The following is an 18,602-nucleotide window of genomic DNA, read 5'->3' as shown; positions in this document are numbered from 1 at the left end:
GGGGAGACCGATTTCAGCCCTTCCCGAGGGTGGCGGTGGCCAAACCGGGAAAGTCTGTAATCAGGCTGTCAGCGCCAAAGTCGGCGAGCCTGCGCATCAGCGCGGGCTCGTTGACGGTCCACACCGACACATGCAGGCCCTGGCGTTGGGCCTTGATCAGGCGCTCCGGCGTGCACAGGGTCCAGTTCAACGCCAGAATCTCGCAGCCGTAGCTCTGGGCGACCTTCAACGGGTCGAGCCAGGCGTATTCGGCCACCAGCCCTCGGGAGATGTCCGGGGTCAGGTCCAGGGCCGCCTTGAGCACTTCCCGGGAACTGGACGTGATGGTGATCTTGTCCAGCAGCCCGAAACGCTGGGCCATTTCGCGGATGCCCAATACCGTGGCCGCGGCGCGGGTGCGCGAGGCACTCTTGACCTCCAGTTGCCAGTGCTCGAAATCACACTTCTCGAACAGCTCTTCCAGGCGCGGAATCGGGCACGGCTTGATCCAGCCCGGGCCGCCCTTGCGCGCATCGTAGGTCACCAGCTCGGCGGCGGAGTGTTCCACCACCTTGCCGCGGCGGTCCGTGGTGCGCTTGAGGGTCGGGTCGTGGATGACCATCAACTCGCCGTCCATCGAAAGATGCAGGTCCAGCTCGCAACGGCGTACGCCGTGCTTGAGGCACTCCTGAAAACCGGTCAGGGTGTTTTCCGGCGCTTCGCCCTTGGCGCCGCGGTGGCCATAAATGAGGGTCACGGTTCTTCCTTATTGATACCTGATTCGTTCAGTTCCCGGGCCAGGCGCCGTTCTTGCGCCTGTTTCTGCAGGATGTAGCGGGCCAGCAACTGGCGCTGGGCGTCGGTCGGGCGTTCGAACTCGGTGCCCACGTCGTAGCCGTCGCCCTTGGGGTCACAGTGGGTGACCCGCGCCCGCAGCAGCAAGCCGAGAGCCTGGGGCATCAGCACCAGCTTGATGGATAAGTGGGCGCCGACGGCGATTGGCGTGGGGTATTGGAAGTCCACACCGCCTTCGGAAATGATCACCGGCTGCGGCTCGCCGATTTCGCCGAGCACCGTCAGGGCAATGACCTGGCTGAGCAGGTCGATGCGTTTGTTCATTGCCTTGAGGTACGCCGTGATGCTGCGTTCGCGCTCGCTGATCTGGCGCAGCAGGTGCTGTGACTCGAATTCGCTCAGGTGCAGTTCACTGAGCAGGTTGAACAATGGAGAAGCATCCTGCAACACTTCCTGGCCAGCAGCTTCAGGAATGGAGAGGGGCCGAATTTCCAGTGCGATCGTGTCCTCGATACGGTAGTATTCGCGGCGATCTTCTTCATCTAATGTCGACATGGCGAACCCATGGTAGCGGCGGTGGTCTGAGTGTAAAGCTGGTTTGTGACCCCCGCCACAAGGACGTTCCTTTTCCCTCCGAACAAGCCCCGACATGTTCAGACCTCTCTTCGTATTTATCGGCACGCGTTATACCCGTGCAAAGCGTCGCAATCATTTCGTATCGTTCATTTCCCTGACATCCATCATCGGACTGGCCCTTGGCGTGGTCGTGATGATCGTCGTGCTCTCGGTGATGAATGGCTTCGACCATGAGATGCGCACTCGCGTGCTGGGCATGGTGCCCCACGCGACCCTGGAAACCGGCGAAGCCATCAGCGATTGGCCGAGCCTGGCCGCCAAGGTCAAGCAGAACCCGCAGGTGCTGGCCGTGGCGCCATTCATCCAGATGCAGGGGTTGCTGACCAACGATGGCAAGGTGTCCAAGGTGTTGCTCAATGGCATCGACCCCGGGCTCGAGCGGCAGGTGTCGATCATCGATAACTTCATGCAGCAGGGCAAACTCGACGACCTGGCGCCCGGCAGCTTCGGTATCGTCATCGGCGACAAGGCCGCGGCCAAGCTCGGCGTGGCCATCGGCGACAAGCTGACCTTCGTCGCCCCGGAGGTTACCGTGACCCCGGGCGGCATGTTCCCGCGCATGAAACGCTTTACCGTGGTCGGCATCTTCCATGTCGGCGCCGGCGAGCTGGACGGTTACCTGGGGGTCACCAACCTCCAGGACCTGGCCCGCCTGCATCGCTGGAAACCGGATCAGGTCCAGGGCCTGCGGTTGAAGTTCGATGACCTGTTCCAGGCCCCGCGTGTGGCCTGGACCATCGCCCAGCAGCTTGGCGAGGACCGTTATTACGCCCGGGACTGGACCCGGACCCACGGCAACCTGTACCAGGCGATCCGCATGGAAAAAGCCATGATCGGCCTGTTGCTGTTGCTGATTGTCGCCGTGGCGGCGTTCAACATCATTTCCACGCTGGTGATGGTGGTGAACGACAAGAAGGGCGACATCGCGATCTTGCGCACCCTCGGTGCCACGCCAGGGCAGATCATGCGGATCTTCATGGTCCAGGGCACGGTCATCGGCGTGATCGGTACGTTCGTGGGGGCCCTGGTCGGGATGTTCGCCGCACTGAATGTCAGCGCCGCGATCGCCGCCCTCGAGGGCCTGATCGGGCACAAGTTTCTCAACGCCGACGTGTACTTCATCGACTACCTGCCATCGCAGTTGCAGTCCGATGACGTGTTGATGGTCTGCGGCGCCGCGTTGGTCCTGAGTTTCCTCGCCACCCTGTATCCTGCCTGGCGTGCCGCGCGCACCCAGCCTGCGGAGGCGTTACGTTATGAGTGAGTCGGGCATGAGTGAAAAAGCGATCTTGAGCTGCCGCAATCTGGGCAAATCCTACGAGGAAGGCCCGGAGTCGGTGGTGGTGTTGTCGGGCCTGCAACTGGAACTGCACCCGGGCGAGCGCGTGGCGATTGTCGGCACCTCCGGGTCCGGCAAAAGTACCTTGCTCAATCTGCTGGGCGGCCTGGATACGCCGACCACCGGCAGCGTCTGGCTGGCCGGCGAAGAACTGTCGGCGCTGAACGAGAAGGCCCGTGGCCTGCTGCGCAACCGTTCCCTGGGTTTCGTCTACCAGTTCCACCATTTGCTGCCCGAGTTCACCGCGCTGGAAAACGTCTGCATGCCGCTGTTGATCGGCCGCACGGCGATTCCCGAGGCCCGTCAGCGCGCCACGGCGTTGCTGGAGCGGGTAGGGCTGGGGCATCGCCTGGAACACAAGCCGGCCGAACTGTCCGGTGGCGAGCGCCAGCGCGTGGCGATCGCACGGGCCCTGGTCAACAAGCCAGGTCTGGTGATGCTTGATGAGCCGACCGGCAACCTCGACTCCCACACCGCCCAAGGCATCCAGGACTTGATGCTGGAGCTCAGCACCTCGATGCGCACGGCGTTCCTGGTGGTGACCCACGACATGAACCTGGCCCGGCAGATGGACCGCGTCCTGCACTTGCAGGAAGGTTGCCTGACGCCCATCTGACCGACCGAAACCCGACACTTGAAACCAGTGCCGGGTCTTTTATTTTCATACGGTGCCCCGCGAATGTTCAGACCGTTATCGATCTTTATCGGCACGCGCTATACCCGCGCCAAGCGCCGCAATCGCTTTGTTTCGTTCATCTCCATGACCTCGATGATCGGCCTCGCCCTGGGTGTGCTGGCGATGATCGTGGTGCTGTCGGTGATGAACGGCTTCCAGCGCGAGATGAGCTCGCGCATCCTCGGCATGGTGCCCCACGCCACGATCGTCGGGGTGAATCCGATCGACGACTGGCAGCCGGTGGCCGCTGCGGCGCTGAAGAATCCTGAAGTGACCGCCGCCGTGCCGTTTACCGAGATGGAAGGCATGCTGAGCCATAAAGGTTCGATGCAGCCGATCCAGATCAGCGGCATCGATCCGGCCCAGGAAGGCAAGGTGTCCATCGTTGCCCAGCATATCGTCCAGGGCCGTCTCGATGACTTGAAGCCGGGCGAATACGGTGTGGTCATCGGCGAGATCACGGCCCGGCGTTTCCGTTTGAATGTCGGCGACAAACTGACGTTGATCGTGCCGGAAGTCAGCACCGCGCCGGGGGGGATCACGCCGCGGATGCAGCGCTTGAACGTCGTGGGTGTGTTCAAGGTCGGCGCCGAGCTGGACGGCTCCATGGCGCTGATCCACTTGGCCGACGCCGCGCAGATGCAGCATTGGCAGCCGAACCAGGTGCAAAGCGTGCGCCTGGCGGTGAAAGACTTGTACGCAGCGCCGAAGGTCTCCGGTGACATCGCCACCGGCCTTGGCGCGGATTACAAGGCTGACGACTGGACTCATACCCAGGGCAGCCTGTTCAGCGCCATGAAAATGGAAAAAACCATGATTGGCTTGCTGTTGCTGATGATCGTCGCGGTGGCGGCGTTCAACATCATCGCCACGCTGATCATGGTGGTGAACGACAAGGGCGCGGACATTGCGATCCTGCGTACCATCGGCGCCACGCCGCGGCAGATCATGGCGATCTTCATGGTCCAGGGCACGGTGATCGGTGTCGTCGGCACGCTCATCGGTGGCGTGCTGGGGGTGATCGCGGCGTTGAACGTCAGTGCGCTGGTGGGCTGGCTGGAACGGGTCAGCGGCCAGCACATCTTCAGTTCCGATGTGTATTTCGTCAGCAACCTGCCGTCGGAGCTGCAGCGTGGCGACGTCGTGCTGATCTGCTCGGCCGGGTTCATCCTGAGCTTCCTCGCCACCGTCTACCCGGCATGGCGCGCGGCGAAGATCGAACCGGCGCAGGCGTTGCGGTATTCCTGATACCCCGTAGATCTGGACGCTTGCCAGGCCTGTGGCGAGGGAGCTTGCTCCCGCTGGGCTGCGCAGCAGCCCCAAACGCTGCGGGCTTACCCATGATGATAGGCAGGCCTCCGGCTTTTTTTGGGAGCGCTTCGCGCTCCAGCGGGAGCAAGCTCCCTCGCCACAGGGGGGCGTCGGGCTTAATCCCCCTTCGGCAACTCGATCAGGAACCGCGTCCAGCCATCGGCCGATTCGCAACGGATCTGCCCGCCATGGGCGCGAATGATCGAGCGGGTGATGGCCAGTCCAAGCCCCGCGTGTTCGCTGCTGCCTTCCTGGCGGGCCGGGTCGGCGCGGTAGAACCGGTCGAACAGGCGCGGCAGCAAGTCCGCTGGAATTCCCTCGCCACTGTTCTCCACGCTGACCCTCACGCCTTGAGTTCCATCGACCATTCGCACCCGCACTTCACCGTCGACAGGGGTGAAGCGCAGGGCGTTGTCCAGCAGGTTGGAGAGCGCCCGGCGCAACATGTTGCGATCACCCTCGATGCGGCCGTCGCCCTCGCGTCTCAAACGGACCTTGGCGTCTTCGGCCAGGGGTGCGAAAAATTCCAGCAGCACGTCCACTTCCTCGCCCAATTGCAGCGGTTCGCGATTGAGCGCCAGCAGGCCATGGTCGGCCTTGGCCAGGTACAGCATGTCGTTGACCAGTTGCGCCATCCATTGCAGTTCTTCGAGATTGCTGTGCAACGCCTCGCGGTAGTCCTCCAGCGAGCGTTCGCGGGTGAGGGTGACCTGGGTGTGGGTCAGCAGGTTCGACAGCGGCGTGCGCAACTCATGGGCGATGTCGGCAGAGAACGCCGAGAGCCGCTGAAACGCATCGTCGAGGCGTCCGAGCATGGCGTTGATGCTGTGGGCCAATTCCGCCAGTTCGGCGGGCATTTGCTCTTCGGGCAGGCGGGCGTTTAGGGAACGGGCCGAGACGTTGCTGGCGATGGCGCCCATGCGTCGCAGCGGCCGCAAGGCCCGCCGGGCGATCCAGGCACCGAGCAGGGCGGTGGCCAGGGCCGAAAGGCCGACGGTCAGCCAGATCAGCCTTTGCATGCGTTGCAGGAAGTGCTGGTGATGGGTGATGTCCAGCAACAGGGTCAGTTGCGGTGAATCGGCTCGGTCGGGATACAGCGGCGCATTCAATACCCGGTAATCGTTGTCGGCATCGCTGAGGGTCGACAGGCCGGGCCGCTCCGGCAACTGAGCCGGAATCCGGATCGAACTGTCGTACCAACGCACGCCATCGCTGCCTTTGATGCGCAGCGCCAGGTCGGCCTGACGGCTCAGCTCATCTTCCAGTCGGCGCTGGGTCTGCTCGGCGTCAAGGTCTTGCAGGGCTCGGCGCAGGCCGATCAGCTTGCCTTCGAGCAGTTGCTGGTCCAGCTCGATGAAGTGTGCCTCGCTGCCACGGCTGAACAGCACGCCGGCAAACAACGACACCACGGCCGCGCAGGCGGCGAACAGCAGCGCCAGGCGGCTGCTCAGCGACCATCGGCCCCTCACAGGCTTCGCTCTTCAAGCACATAGCCCATGCCCCGCACGGTGTGGATGAGCTTATTGGGGAACTCATCGTCGATCTTGATGCGCAGGCGCCGGATGGCGACTTCGATGACGTTGGTGTCGCTGTCGAAGTTCATGTCCCAGACCTGGGACGCGATCAGCGATTTGGGCAACACTTCACCCTGGCGGCGCAAGAGCATTTCCAGCAAGGCGAACTCCTTGGCGGTGAGGTCGATGCGCCGACCGCTGCGTTCGACGCGACGGCGGATCAGGTCCAGGCGCAAGTCGGCCAGTTGCAGGCTGGTTTCCTGCTGCGTCGAACTGCCCCGGCGCAACAGGCTGCGCACCCGCGCCAGCAACTCGGAAAAAGCAAAGGGCTTGACCAGATAATCATCGGCGCCCAGTTCCAGCCCATGGACCCGATCCTGTACCGCGTCCCGCGCGGTGAGGAACAGCACCGGGGTATCCAGGCCGGCCCCGCGGACGGCTTGCAGGATCTGCCAGCCATCGCGGCCGGGCAACATCACGTCGAGGATCAGCAAGGCGTATTCACCGCTCAAGGCCAGTTGCTGGCCGGTGACGCCGTCGGCCACCAGGTCGGCGTTGAACCCGGCTTCGCCCAGGCCTTGGCGCAGGTATTGGCCGGTTTTGGTTTGGTCTTCGACGATCAGCAGTTTCATGGGGCGGCTCAAGGCAGAGGTGGGACGAGGGCGTTATACCGTGGCAGGCGGGTACGTGGCGCAACCTGACAAAGTTGTAATCGAACTGTCAGCCGACTGGCAGGCCTGCAGCGATAGAGTTTCCCATACGCTGATCCGATTGGAGTATGGACATGTTGATGGGAACCCGCTTGATTGCAGGGGGGGGAAAGCCGGGCCAGACCGCCGAGCCGACCTGGACCTTAAGAAAGGCCACGCGCCTGGAGTTTGCCTGCCATATTCCCGGCCACTAGCAGACCGGGATGAAGGGCGACCTGACAGTCAGTCAGTAAGCACTCAAAGGCTGCGGCAAAGGCTGATAGAATCCGCTGATTCTTCAGTCAGGTTTCCGTCATGCATCCCGCAGCCGAACACTCGCCGCTGGGCAAGTCCAGCGAATACATCGCCACGTACACGCCGTCACTGCTGTTCCCGATCCCGCGCACCGCGAAATGGGCGGAACTGGGCCTGACGGCCGAGACCCTGCCATACAAGGGCGTGGATTTCTGGAACTGTTTCGAGCTGTCGTGGCTGTTGCCGTCCGGCAAGCCGGTGGTGGCCATCGGTGAGTTCGCGATTCCGGCGGATTCGCCGAATATCATCGAATCCAAATCCTTCAAGCTGTACCTCAACTCCTTGAACCAGACCCCGTTCGCCGACACCGCGAGCCTGGAAGCCACCCTGCGCCAGGACCTGTCGGCTGCAGCCGGCAAGGCGGTGGGTGTGCGCATCCGCAGCCTCAAGGACGTGGAGCGTGAAGGCATCGTCGCGCTGCCCGGTACCTGCATCGACGATCTGGACATCAGCGTCGACTCCTACGCGCACCCGCGCCCGGAGCTGCTGCGCTGCGATGCTTCACGCACCGTCGAGCAAAGCCTGCACAGCCACCTGCTCAAATCCAACTGCCCGGTGACCAGCCAGCCAGACTGGGGCAGCGTGGCGGTGGAATATCGCGGCGCTGCCCTGGACCCGGCCAGCCTGCTGGCCTACATCGTCAGCTTCCGCCAGCATTCGGATTTCCATGAGCAATGCGTGGAACGAATCTTTCTCGACCTGCAGCGCTTGCTCAAACCGGAGAAATTGACGGTGTATGCGCGGTATGTACGGCGTGGTGGGCTGGATATCAACCCGTACCGCAGTACTGAAGACGTCCAACTGCCGAACCACCGCCTGGTCCGCCAATAAACTTTCCTTGCGAAAGTGAACTGTTGTGGGAGCGAGCTTGCTTGCGATGAGGGCAGCACCTCCAACATTGAGGTTGGCTGACACACCGCTATCGCGAGCAAGCTCGCTCCCACCGGGGGATTGCATTGCAGGCATGTGAAACTAAAAAGCCCTGCTAGATAGCAGGGCTTTTTGCATGCTAAGGGTTCAGATCCCCATGCTGCCCAAGGCTTGCACGATGTTGCGCAAGGTCCCGGCCAGCGTGGGGTGCTCCAGCTCGAAGCGTTCGACGGCCAGGTTCACATTGTCCGCGAGGTTGGTGTCCGGTGTTTGGGTTTCCAACTCAAGCTCAAGTTCGATCTGTTGCATCAGCGCGTGCAGGTCATCGCGCTCGACTTCGGTAAGCGGTGGATTCTGTTCCAATTGCTCGCGCAGTGTATTGAGCTGTTCTTGCAATTCGCGGGCAGGCATTGGCGTACTCCCTTTATTGATAGGCACAGCCATGGACCGCGACGCTGCGTCAAAAGTCCATGGCCTGCCTTAAGAGTAATCCACACTCACGCGCCCTGCATGATCCCGGTCAGGGCTTCTCGCCTTTGATGCGGCGCAGGCAGATATCGGCCAGGCAAGTGTCGAGTTCGCCCAAGTGATCGATCACTGAATGCACCCCGAGGCCGAACAATTGCACGGTGGCCTTGGCGCGTTTGGTTTCCCGCGCCTGTTGACTCAATGCCTGCCACTCGGCGGGCGCCAGGCCACACAAAGAGCCGCAGGATGCCAGTCCGATGGTCCACAAACCTGCGTTGAGTCCCGACTGCAACAACCGTGGTTCGCCACTGACCAACACACAGCCGTCCAACTGCTGGACGTTCAACGCCATCAACGCTTGCCAGCAGGCATGCGGCGCTGGCCATGGATAATTTGTTGCAGGAAGTTGCGGCGCTTTGATGGAGGAGGGCAATGACGCCGCCAGGCTATGGCTGATGGCGGGAGGCAATTCGTCGAGCCAGGCGCAGGGAATATTCAGCTGTTGCAAGCGTTGCAGGCTTTCCAAGGCGCCGGGTGTCGGCTGGGCGTGATCCGCTGGCGTTGCCCCTGGCTGACGAATGCGCGCCCCGAAATCCACCAGGCATCCGCTGAGGCCAAACAGTACGGCGGTCAGGCTGGGGGCGGGGAGAGGCAGGGCTTCGGCGCGGGGCATGGGAACGTCCTTGAAATAACCAGCAGCCTAATGGGCTCCGATGACAGTCCGGTGACAGTGAGGTGAAGGGGGGCAGTCGCGGAAAAGTCCTACGGCCTGGGTGTTTTTCGGTGCTGCCTATCCACGCGTTCCGTCTTATACTAGCCAGCTTACCGCCTGGGCTCGGCGCCCTTGCCTGAATAATCCAAGGAGTTCTTCCCTATGCGCTGGAGCCATCGTCTAGCTCAGCTGTGTCTTTCCGCTTGTGTCCTGCTGGTTCCGTACGCCACTCAGGCCGCGACGGAAGAGGATCCTTGGGAAAGCGTCAACCGTCCAATCTTCACCTTCAACGACACCCTCGATACCTATGCGCTCAAGCCACTGGCCCAGGGTTATCAATACGTGACGCCGCAGTTCCTCGAAGACGGCATCCACAACATGTTCCGTAACATCGGCGACGTCGGCAACCTGGCCAACAACGTGCTGCAGGCCAAGCCGGCCGCCGCCGGGGTCGACACTGCCCGGTTGATCTTCAACACCACCTTCGGCCTGCTGGGCTTCTTTGACGTGGGCACCCAGATGGGCCTGCAGCGCAGTGACGAAGATTTCGGCCAGACCCTTGGCTACTGGGGCCTGGGCAGTGGCCCGTATGTGATGCTGCCGCTGCTGGGGCCAAGCACCCTGCGTGACGCGCCGGCCAAGCTGGTCGATGACTACACCGCGCCTTATCGTTATATCGATAACGTCTCGGTGCGTAACTCCATTCACGGCCTGAACATCGTCGATACCCGCGCCAGCCTGTTGTCGGCCGAGAAGATGGTGAGTGGCGACAAATACATCTTCATCCGCAATGCCTACCTGCAGAACCGCGAATTCAAAGTCAAGGACGGCCAGGTCGAAGACGATTTTTGATTTCGACCCGTAAAATCACGAAGGCGGCCCAAAAGGCCGCCTTCTGTGCTTTGGCGTCGTGTTTGAGCGGGTTTGATCCTTCCATTTGAGTTACGCTTCGCTCGGTTCTTATAACTCTCTGTGCTTTGACAAATAAAGACGGCAAGCGGCTATCTGCATGAGCTTGAAACGCCCCGCGGATGGGAGTACCGTCTGCGCCTTAGAAGGGCACCTCTGATGTAAGGGCGTGTAGGGCAAAGGCCTGAAACCGGTACGACAGAGAGGCTAGAAAGCGAATCCAGTAGTGCGTGCCAGGCCAGACCGCCCAGCCCGCTACGCCAACCTAATTCTGGCGCCGTTTGCCCACATGCCAAAAACCAGTGCCACGCTGCTGATAATCGATGATGACGAAGTGGTGCGAGCCAGTCTCGCAGCCTACTTGGAAGACAGTGGTTTCAGCGTCCTGCAGGCCAGCAATGGTCAACAGGGTCTTCAGGTATTCGAGCAAGACAAGCCCGACCTGGTCATCTGCGACCTGCGCATGCCGCAGATGGGCGGACTCGAACTCATTCGCCAGGTAACCGAGATTTCCTCGCAGACCCCGGTGATCGTGGTGTCGGGCGCGGGCGTGATGAACGATGCGGTCGAGGCATTGCGCCTGGGCGCGGCGGATTACCTGATCAAGCCCCTTGAAGACCTCGCGGTGCTTGAGCACTCGGTGCGCCGGGCCTTGGACCGTTCGCGCCTGTTGGTGGAAAACCAGCGCTACCGCGAGAAGCTGGAAACTGCCAACCGCGAGCTGGAAGCCAGCCTGAACCTGTTGCAGGAAGACCAGAACGCCGGGCGCCAGGTGCAGATGAACATGCTGCCGGTCAGCCCCTGGACCGTCGACGATTTCCGTTTTGCCCACCAGATCATCCCGTCGTTGTACCTGTCGGGCGATTTCGTGGACTATTTCCGCGTCGATGAGCGGCGAGTGGCGTTCTACCTGGCGGACGTTTCCGGCCATGGCGCGTCCTCGGCCTTCGTGACGGTGCTGTTGAAGTTCATGACCACGCGGCTGCTGTTCGAATCCAAGCGTAATGGCACGTTGCCAGAGTTCAAGCCGTCGGAAGTCCTTGGGCATATCAACCGAGGCCTGATCAGTTGTAAGCTGGGCAAACACGTCACGATGGTCGGTGGAGTCATCGACGAGGAGACGGGTTTGTTGACCTATAGCATCGGCGGTCACCTGCCGTTGCCTGTGTTGTATACGCCAGACAGTGTTCGTTACCTGGAAGGGCGTGGTTTGCCGGTGGGCCTGTTCAACGAGGCCACCTACGAAGACCACGTGCTGGAATTGCCACCGACATTCAGCCTGACGCTGATGTCTGATGGCATTTTGGACCTTTTGACGGAACCTACACTCAAAGAGAAAGAAGCGGCCTTGCCTGAACGGGTAAGCGCAGCGGGCGGTAGCCTGGAAGGCTTGCGTCAAGTGTTTGGATTAGCCACGCTCGGGGAGATGCCGGATGATATCGCCCTGTTAGTGTTGAGCAGGAACCTTTGATGAGTACCGGTAGAATCCAGTTCGCCGAGCAGGACGGCACCTTCGTCCTGAAGTTTGTCGGTGAAGTGCGCCTGACCCTGTGTTCGGCGCTGGATGCGACTATTGAGCGGATCTTCACCGCGCTGAACTTCAGCGCCATCGTGATCGACCTGACCGAAACCCGCAGCATCGACAGCACCACATTGGGCCTGTTGGCCAAGCTGTCGATCCTGTCGCGGCAAAAGGTCGGCCTGCTGCCGACCGTCGTCACCACCCACAACGACATCACCCGTCTGCTGCAATCGATGGGCTTCGACCAGGTGTTCAACATCGTGGGCGACCCCGTGCCGTGTCCGGAATGCCTGGACGACCTGCCTGATCAGGATCAGTCCGAAGAGGAAGTGCGGATCAAGGTGCTTGAAGCCCACAAGATCCTCATGGGGCTCAACGATTCCAATCGTGAAGCGTTCCATGATCTGGTGAATGCGCTGGAGCGGCCTTGACCTTGAGCCTTGGGCTTTGTGTAGGCTGTACCGGCTTCATCGCGAGCAAGCTCGCTCCCACAGGTTTTGTGGCGTTCTGACATCCTTTGTGGGAGCGAGCTTGCTCGCGATGGCGTTTGCCGACCCGCCATATCCCTTAAGCCAAGCCGCATAAAAAAGGGCGAACCCAACCAGGTTCGCCCTTTTTGCATGCCGGCTGGATCAGCTCAAAGCTTGGCTTGCAGCAATGCCTCCAGCTTCTCCTGGTCTCGGGCGAACTGACGGATACCTTCGGCCAGTTTCTCGGTCGCCATGGCGTCCTCGTTGGACAACCAGCGGAACTGCGCTTCGTTGAGGATCAAGCGTGCTTCCCCGGCTTGCCCTGGCGCCAGCTTGCGCTCCAGCTTGCCTTCGTCGGCGGCGAGTTTTTCCAGCAGGTCCGGGCTGACGGTCAAGCGGTCGCACCCGGCCAGTTGCTCGATCTGGTTGAGATTGCGGAAGCTCGCGCCCATGACCACGGTCTTGTAGTCATTGGCCTTGTAGTAGTTGTAGATGCGCGTCACCGACTGCACGCCCGGATCATCCGCGCCGGTGTAGTCGTTGCCATTGGCTTTCTTGTACCAGTCGTAGATACGGCCCACGAACGGCGAGATCAGGAACACCCCGGCATCGGCACAGGCCGCGGCCTGGGCGAAGGAGAACAGCAGCGTCAGGTTGCACTGGATGCCTTCACGCTCCAACTGCTCGGCAGCACGAATGCCTTCCCAGGTGGAAGCAATCTTGATCAACACCCGATCCCGGCCAATACCGGCCTTTTCGTAGAGGTCGATCAGACGATGCGCACGCTTCAACATGGCCTCGGTATCGAACGACAGGCGCGCGTCCACTTCAGTGGAAATACGCCCCGGGATCACTTTCAGGATTTCTTGCCCGACCGCTACGGCAAAGCGGTCGCTGGCCAAGCCCACATCGCCCTTGCAGTCTGCCACGCAGGCGTTCAGTTGCTCGGCATAGCCCTGAATGGCCGACGCCTTGAGCAGCAGGGAAGGGTTGGTGGTGGCGTCCACGGGTTTGACGCGGGCGATGGCCTCGAAGTCGCCGGTATCGGCCACGACGGTGGTGAATTGTTTGAGTTGTTCCAGCTTGGAAGTCATGAGCGTGCTCTGTCCTATGGGTCCGTTGACATTACCCGAGGGCCGGCAGCCACTCAAGGGCGTGAAGAGGTATCGACGGCCCCAGCGGCAACAACCTGAAAACGGCTGTTTGAAAGGCCGGGGCGGTATCGGTAGATACGATGCCAAAACAGCGCGCAGGTTCAAAGCAAGTGACGGTTAACGCCCTTCCAGCAATTGCCCCGCCTGATCCAGCAACGCCAGCGGATCCTTGGTTTTGTGGATGTCCACCGACAACAACTGCCGAAACCGCCGCGCCCCCGGGAACCCGGTGCCCAGCCCTAACACGTGACGGGTGATGTGATGCATCGCCCCGCCAGCGGCCAGATGATCGGCGATATAAGGCCGCAATTGCGCCAGCGCCTCGGCCCGGGTGATGATCGGCGCGGTGCTGCCAAACAACTGCTGATCCACTTCGGCCAGCAGATACGGGTTGTGATAGGCCTCGCGCCCCAGCATCACACCGTCGAACGTCTGCAGATGCTCGTGGCAGGCCTCCAGCGTCTTGATTCCACCGTTGAGCACAATCTCCAACTGCGGAAAATCCGCCTTCAACCGCGCGGCCACCTCATAACGCAGCGGCGGGATGTCGCGATTCTCCTTCGGCGACAGCCCCTCCAGAATCGCAATCCGCGCATGCACGGTAAAACTCGTGCAACCGGCCTCGCGCACCGTCCCGACAAACTCACACAACTGCTCGTAACTGTCCCGCCCATTGATCCCGATGCGATGCTTGACCGTCACCGGAATCGACACCGCATCACGCATCGCCTTCACACAATCGGCCACCAACCCCGGATGCCCCATCAGGCACGCGCCGATCATATTGTTCTGCACCCGGTCGCTGGGGCAGCCGACGTTGAGGTTCACCTCGTCGTAACCGTGCTCCTGGGCCATACGGGCGCAGGCGGCCAGGTCGGCAGGCACGCTGCCACCCAGTTGCAGAGCCAGGGGATGTTCGGATGGGTGATGGCGCAGGAAGCGTTCGTGGTCACCGTTGAGCAGCGCGCCGGTGGTGACCATTTCGGTGTAGAGCAGGGCGTGTTTGGAGAGGATGCGTAGGAAGAAGCGGCAGTGGGCGTCGGTCCAGTCCATCATGGGGGCCACGCTGAAGCGGCGGGACGGCTCTGAACGGGGGGGACCAGTATTTACGGGCGATTCAGTTTTTTCTAAATTCATTGATACGGATCTTTTATACAGCGGTTTTTACCCATTTTCCCTGTTTTGAAAGGCGGTTGCTACGTTGTAGCATCCGGTTTCAGCAATTTAGCAACTGGATACGGGTACGATCACATCACGCTAGCGTAGGGACAATTCGACGGCCTACACGGCGCAGATACGGATCAATCGGGACGGGAAGACAGTTTATCAGGAAAGCCAAACCTTCGACCGCAAGCAGGTGGCTCAGGCATGGATCAAGCGTCGGGAGACGGAGCTGGCCGCGCCAGGTGCTATCGAACGTGCGAACCGGAAGGGTGTGACGATCAGGAAGATGATCGATCAGTACCTGGACGAGTACGAGAAGATCCGACCGCTGGGGAAGACTAAACGAGCAACCCTGATGGCGATCAAGGAGACGTGGCTGGGTGAGGTCGAAGATTCGGCATTGAACAGCCAGAAGCTCGTGGATTTTGCTCAGTGGCGTATATGCAAGGAGGGTGGCGGTGTCCAAGCGCAAACGGTGGGCAACGATTTGTCGCATTTGGGAGCGGTGCTATCCGTGGCGCGTCCGGCCTGGGGTTATGAGGTCGACCCGCATGCAATGCCTGATGCTCGTAGGGTGTTGTGCAGAATCGGGATGGTCTAAGAGCAAAGAGCGTAACCGCCGGCCAACCTTGGAGGAGCTGGACCAGTTAATGGAGTACTTTTTCGAACGGGAGGCCAGGGGTAAATAGCTCTATCCCGATGCCAAAGATCATTGCATTTGCCTTTTCTCGACGCGCCGGCAGGAAGAGATAACGCGTATCTATTGGGACGATCTGGACGAGTCACGGCAGGCTGTATTGGTGCGGGATATGAAGAATCCTGGGCAGCAAATTGGTAACGATGTGTGGTGCCATTTGCCAGACGAGGCCTGGGCAATCCTCCAGGCAATGCCTAAGGTAAAGAAAGAAATTTTCCCCTACAACGGCAGATCAATCTCGGCTGCACTCACTCGACCTGCCCTATTATGGGGATCGAGGATCTTTATTTTCATGACCTGCGGCATGAGGGGGTGAGTCGGCTTTTTGAAATGGACTGGGACATTCCTAGAGTGTCGAGTGTTTCTGGATACGCGATTGGAATACTCTACGTCGGTATACACATTTACGAGTCCGAGGCGATACTTTCAAAAACTGGCCTTGGCTCAGGGCGTGTTTGGACATGTAAGTCAAATAGGGAAAAGCGCTAACTAGTGGGAGGGGAAAATGGCTGCAAGGAGTGATATGAAAATATGGGTGGCAGCTGCACTGACATCCATGGGTGGAGTAGGGTGGCCAAGGGATGTGGCCAAATACATTTGGGATAATTACGAAGTTGAAATCAAGCGGTCAGGTTCGCTTCTTTATACGTGGCAATATGATGCTCGTTGGGCTGCTACAGAAATGAGGAAGGAAGGGGTTTTAAAGGCTGTACTCGGAAGAAATGATAAGCCTTGGGAGCTGGTTTAGAGCTATTGCGCATAGCTATCAGAAATTTACTAGTGGAAGATTTATGGCTGCTGAACTTGTTCCAAAACTTACGGATATGAAGAGTCTTCAAGACTTAGCTAAGATCTTTGCCCTGCCTATGCTAGCCGTTGCATACATAATGCAGACCGGGTTGGTTGTGTCTATTGATGATACCATTTGGTTTAGCGTGAACTGGGAAGGTAAACAGGCAGCCGCTTGGCTAATGGTTTTTTTCATTGTCATACTTAAAACGCTCTGGATGGCTTTTTGCGGAATGTTTGTCCACGGTATAATTGGATTGCTACATACCCAGATTAACGAGCTTGTGTATCCTGTTTCTGCGATGTGTTTGTTTACGCTGGGGTTATTGGGTTTGTTTCCGCCAGAAGATCTTGCCGCAAGGGTTGTATCGGTGAGCAGCTTTTGGTTTTATGCATGTTTTGTCTGGGGGTTCTTCTTCATCGCGATGGACCGGCAGGTGAGTGGGGATTAAATATAGTGGGGCGCTGAGCGCCCCTTTTTTTACTTACGCCGCTTTCCTGCTCATCAATTGATTCTGTTCTTTAGCGGCTTTTGCATGCTGCCGATCAATATAGTCGGCGAGATCCTTGAAATGTATTCCCAAAGCTGCTTTTTGTATACCAGTCGCCGAGGCGAACTACAGGAATGTCAATTTTGCCGTCTAGTCTTTTTAGTCTTTTTCGTTTGAATTTTTCCACAGTCAGATGCATGTAATCGGCGCACACTCGATCAAGCGGAATGATAGCTTGACCATCGTATTGGGCCATTAGTAAAAACAACGCACAGGCCTCGCTCGTCGAGCTGGCGCCTATTTAGCAGTCCAATGGCCAGTAGCCTATAGGGCACGCCGAAAAACAAGTTTTGATTACGCACAGAAAGGCTACGCATGGCTTTCTACGCCAACGGCGAGTTGCCGCAGTTCGTCAGTTCAATGCCCCGAATGCCGTGAGGAGGGCTTGCAATCCGTTCGGACCCGAACTATTGTGGTTCGGCACCGAACTATCTGGGCAATGTCGAATGGACCATCTCAAACAACACGCCGCCGCAACGTGGATCAAGCGCTACTACATCGCCAGCCGCGCCATCATGGAAGCAACGCTGCGCCCCTACGATCTAGGGTCGACACAGTGGTACATCCTTTGGCAGTTGGCAAATAACGGGCCGACCGTACAGCGCGAGTTTCTAAAAATATTGCAGGTCGAGAAGCCGTCGCTCAGTGAAATGGTAGGTGCCCTGGTGCGCAAAGGGTTCATTGAGCAGACGCCGACCGAACAGGATCAACGTCAACGGCTGCTCACCATCACGCCCAGCGGGCTCGCGTTGTGGCAACAATTGCCTGATCCCATCGACCTCGTCCTGAAGGTCTCCTTTGACAAAGTAGAAGCAACCGAGCTGGCAACGCTCGTTCGAGTGCTTGAAGGCGCAACGGCAAGACTGACACATCTTCTGACTGAAGGAGGCAAACCATGACAATTCTAGTGACCGGGGGTACGGGCCTGGTAGGCGAGCGCCTCCTCAAGAGGCTTGTGCAAGCAGGCATCGAGTGCCGTGGATTGGTTCGAGCGGGCAAGCAACTTCCCGACGGTGTGGAGCCCATCGAGGGCGACATACTTGACCCCGACTCGTTGACCGAGGCGGTACGAGGCGTATCGGCCATCGTTCATCTTGCCGCGGTTTTTCGCACCCAAGACATTGACCTCATCTGGAAGAGCAACCTTGAAGGCACACGTTGCCTCATCGCGGCGGCCAGAGCCAATGCGCCCGGCGCCCGCTTCATCATGTCGAGCACCACCAACATTTATAACCCCGACAGCCCGCGTCCTGGCCGTGAAGACGATGCTGCCGATCCACAGCACGCTTACCCGGCCAGCAAACTCGCGGCTGAACAGCTGTTACGTGAGAGCGGGCTGAACTGGTCAATCCAGCGGTTTGGGTTTGTCTACGGAGACCAGGACGGGCATCTGGAAATGCTGCCCAAATATGTTGTTCAGGGCAAATGGCACCCGGCTCAGAAAATGAGCTTGATCCATCATCGTGATATTGCCACGGCCATGCTGCTCGGATTGACTGGGGCAATGGACGGCCATGTGGTCAACATCGTCGATGAGGCACCGACGTCCTACTACGAACTCATTGAGTTGTTGGGCGAAACTATGGAGCCGTCAGCGGAGCCAGTCATCAACCCATGGCACTTGCATGTCGATGGGGCGTTGGCCCGTCGCCTTGGCTTTGTGCCGACGTTCGCCACGATCTACCAAGCTCAGCGGGAGGGAGCGCTTTAGAGCATTAATTGCACGAGTTTGAGGCGTGGTAGTCAGGATGAATGGCTGCTGCTAGCCGATTCTGTTGAATAAAGTCGATCTTGGTTTCCACGATAGAAAATTACGCGCTTCAGATTGAAATCTTTACATTAAGCAGGGGATTCCTTGCTCAGATTTCGCGTAACCTCCGAACACCAAGCTGAACTGAACCCAGTCTACATAGCGGTGTGGATTCTGGCCCAGCGGCGCACCGATCAAGTAAGGAACCCAGTTGGAGGGCGCTAAATATTTGCTACAGGGAAGACTCAAAAAGCGCCTATAAGCAAGCATAACGGGAGGTAAAGCGGTTAAT

Annotated in this window: 18 protein-coding genes and 3 pseudogenes; 12 read left to right on the top strand and 9 right to left on the bottom strand. The window is 59.4% G+C overall.

Annotated elements, in window-relative coordinates; genetic code table 11:
• Positions 1-13 precede the first annotated feature (13 nt).
• Both BLO80_RS03925 and BLO80_RS03920 read right to left on the bottom strand, forming a co-directional pair.
• Positions 14-736, bottom strand: a complete 723-nt coding sequence (locus BLO80_RS03925) for a glycerophosphodiester phosphodiesterase (protein ID WP_092197333.1) — start codon at positions 734-736, stop codon at positions 14-16.
• Positions 733-1,329, bottom strand: a complete 597-nt coding sequence (locus BLO80_RS03920; protein WP_092326908.1) for a PilZ domain-containing protein — start codon at positions 1,327-1,329, stop codon at positions 733-735. The genes BLO80_RS03925 and BLO80_RS03920 overlap by 4 nt, the downstream gene beginning before the upstream one ends.
• 94 nt (positions 1,330-1,423) lie before the next feature.
• Between BLO80_RS03920 and BLO80_RS03915 the strand changes: the two genes are divergently transcribed.
• The 3 genes from BLO80_RS03915 (at position 1,424) to BLO80_RS03905 (ending at position 4,673) form a co-directional block, all read left to right on the top strand.
• The gene (locus BLO80_RS03915; protein WP_092166585.1) at positions 1,424-2,674 is read left to right on the top strand and encodes a lipoprotein-releasing ABC transporter permease subunit; all 1,251 of its coding nucleotides are present in this window, start codon (positions 1,424-1,426) and stop codon (positions 2,672-2,674) included.
• 7 nt (positions 2,675-2,681) lie between these two features.
• The gene (lolD, locus tag BLO80_RS03910) at positions 2,682-3,365 is read left to right on the top strand and encodes a lipoprotein-releasing ABC transporter ATP-binding protein LolD (RefSeq protein ID WP_175459445.1); all 684 of its coding nucleotides are present in this window, start codon (positions 2,682-2,684) and stop codon (positions 3,363-3,365) included.
• 63 nt (positions 3,366-3,428) lie between these two features.
• On the top strand, positions 3,429-4,673 hold the full coding sequence (locus BLO80_RS03905) for a lipoprotein-releasing ABC transporter permease subunit (protein WP_092326905.1): 1,245 nt from the start codon (positions 3,429-3,431) through the stop codon (positions 4,671-4,673).
• Between the two features lie 179 nt (positions 4,674-4,852).
• On the opposite strand, the gene BLO80_RS03900 is transcribed toward BLO80_RS03905, so the two are convergent.
• Positions 4,853-6,205: a heavy metal sensor histidine kinase gene (locus BLO80_RS03900; protein ID WP_092326903.1), complete on the bottom strand. Its 1,353-nt coding sequence runs from the start codon at positions 6,203-6,205 to the stop codon at positions 4,853-4,855.
• Positions 6,202-6,882, bottom strand: a complete 681-nt coding sequence (locus tag BLO80_RS03895; protein WP_092326901.1) for a heavy metal response regulator transcription factor — start codon at positions 6,880-6,882, stop codon at positions 6,202-6,204. The genes BLO80_RS03900 and BLO80_RS03895 overlap by 4 nt, the downstream gene beginning before the upstream one ends.
• A gap of 188 nt (positions 6,883-7,070) precedes the next feature.
• Here BLO80_RS03895 and BLO80_RS30160 point away from each other — a divergent pair.
• A pseudogene (locus BLO80_RS30160) lies at positions 7,071-7,154 on the top strand (copper-binding protein); the annotation flags it as partial.
• Between the two features lie 100 nt (positions 7,155-7,254).
• On the top strand, positions 7,255-8,085 hold the full coding sequence (gene queF / locus BLO80_RS03890; protein ID WP_092326900.1) for an NADPH-dependent 7-cyano-7-deazaguanine reductase QueF: 831 nt from the start codon (positions 7,255-7,257) through the stop codon (positions 8,083-8,085).
• Positions 8,086-8,271: 186 nt separating this feature from the next.
• On the opposite strand, the gene BLO80_RS03885 is transcribed toward queF, so the two are convergent.
• Positions 8,272-8,535: a DUF4404 family protein gene (locus BLO80_RS03885; protein ID WP_092326898.1), complete on the bottom strand. Its 264-nt coding sequence runs from the start codon at positions 8,533-8,535 to the stop codon at positions 8,272-8,274.
• Between the two features lie 109 nt (positions 8,536-8,644).
• Complete coding sequence (locus BLO80_RS03880; protein WP_092326896.1) at positions 8,645-9,265, bottom strand: HAD superfamily inactivated hydrolase PcrP; 621 nt, start codon at positions 9,263-9,265, stop codon at positions 8,645-8,647.
• Between the two features lie 201 nt (positions 9,266-9,466).
• On the opposite strand from BLO80_RS03880, the gene BLO80_RS03875 reads away from it, so the two are divergent.
• The 3 genes from BLO80_RS03875 to rssC all read left to right on the top strand — a co-directional run bounded on the left by BLO80_RS03875 (position 9,467) and on the right by rssC (position 12,166).
• The gene (locus BLO80_RS03875) at positions 9,467-10,156 is read left to right on the top strand and encodes an MlaA family lipoprotein (RefSeq protein WP_092326895.1); all 690 of its coding nucleotides are present in this window, start codon (positions 9,467-9,469) and stop codon (positions 10,154-10,156) included.
• 346 nt (positions 10,157-10,502) lie between these two features.
• On the top strand, positions 10,503-11,684 hold the full coding sequence (gene rssB / locus BLO80_RS03870) for a two-component system response regulator RssB (RefSeq protein WP_053120765.1): 1,182 nt from the start codon (positions 10,503-10,505) through the stop codon (positions 11,682-11,684).
• Entirely contained in the window at positions 11,684-12,166 is a 483-nt protein-coding gene (rssC, locus tag BLO80_RS03865) for an anti-sigma factor antagonist RssC (protein ID WP_025212773.1), read from the top strand. The genes rssB and rssC overlap by 1 nt, the downstream gene beginning before the upstream one ends.
• A gap of 206 nt (positions 12,167-12,372) precedes the next feature.
• Here the strand turns inward: rssC and tal are convergent, their stop codons facing one another.
• Both tal and dusA read right to left on the bottom strand, forming a co-directional pair.
• A complete protein-coding gene (gene tal, locus BLO80_RS03860) occupies positions 12,373-13,299 on the bottom strand; it encodes a transaldolase (RefSeq protein WP_072407787.1) in 927 nt (308 codons plus the stop codon).
• Between the two features lie 177 nt (positions 13,300-13,476).
• Entirely contained in the window at positions 13,477-14,496 is a 1,020-nt protein-coding gene (gene dusA / locus BLO80_RS03855; protein WP_092326893.1) for a tRNA dihydrouridine(20/20a) synthase DusA, read from the bottom strand.
• Positions 14,497-14,653: 157 nt separating this feature from the next.
• On the opposite strand from dusA, the pseudogene BLO80_RS03850 reads away from it, so the two are divergent.
• Positions 14,654-15,687 (top strand): annotated as a pseudogene (locus BLO80_RS03850) (tyrosine-type recombinase/integrase).
• Between the two features lie 324 nt (positions 15,688-16,011).
• Complete coding sequence (locus BLO80_RS03840; RefSeq protein ID WP_092326890.1) at positions 16,012-16,461, top strand: hypothetical protein; 450 nt, start codon at positions 16,012-16,014, stop codon at positions 16,459-16,461.
• Positions 16,462-16,494: 33 nt separating this feature from the next.
• Here the strand turns inward: BLO80_RS03840 and BLO80_RS03835 are convergent.
• A pseudogene (locus tag BLO80_RS03835) lies at positions 16,495-16,756 on the bottom strand (pyocin activator PrtN family protein).
• Positions 16,757-17,006: 250 nt separating this feature from the next.
• Between BLO80_RS03835 and BLO80_RS03830 the strand changes: the two are divergent.
• Together BLO80_RS03830 and BLO80_RS03825 are read left to right on the top strand one after the other, a co-directional pair.
• Positions 17,007-17,459 carry a MarR family winged helix-turn-helix transcriptional regulator gene (locus BLO80_RS03830; RefSeq protein ID WP_092326888.1) on the top strand — a complete coding sequence of 151 codons (453 nt, stop codon included), beginning with the start codon at positions 17,007-17,009 and terminating at the stop codon, positions 17,457-17,459.
• Positions 17,456-18,271: an NAD-dependent epimerase/dehydratase family protein gene (locus BLO80_RS03825; RefSeq protein WP_092197308.1), complete on the top strand. Its 816-nt coding sequence runs from the start codon at positions 17,456-17,458 to the stop codon at positions 18,269-18,271. Before BLO80_RS03830 ends, BLO80_RS03825 begins: the two co-directional genes overlap by 4 nt.
• Positions 18,272-18,602: the final 331 nt, after the last annotated feature.

The sequence above is a fragment of the Pseudomonas sp. NFACC56-3 genome, assembly GCF_900100025.1.
GTDB classification, from domain to species: Bacteria; Pseudomonadota; Gammaproteobacteria; order Pseudomonadales; family Pseudomonadaceae; genus Aquipseudomonas; species Aquipseudomonas fluorescens_AA.
Note: the sequence above shows the minus strand (reverse complement) of the source record. Positions and strands in the feature narration are given on the sequence as shown.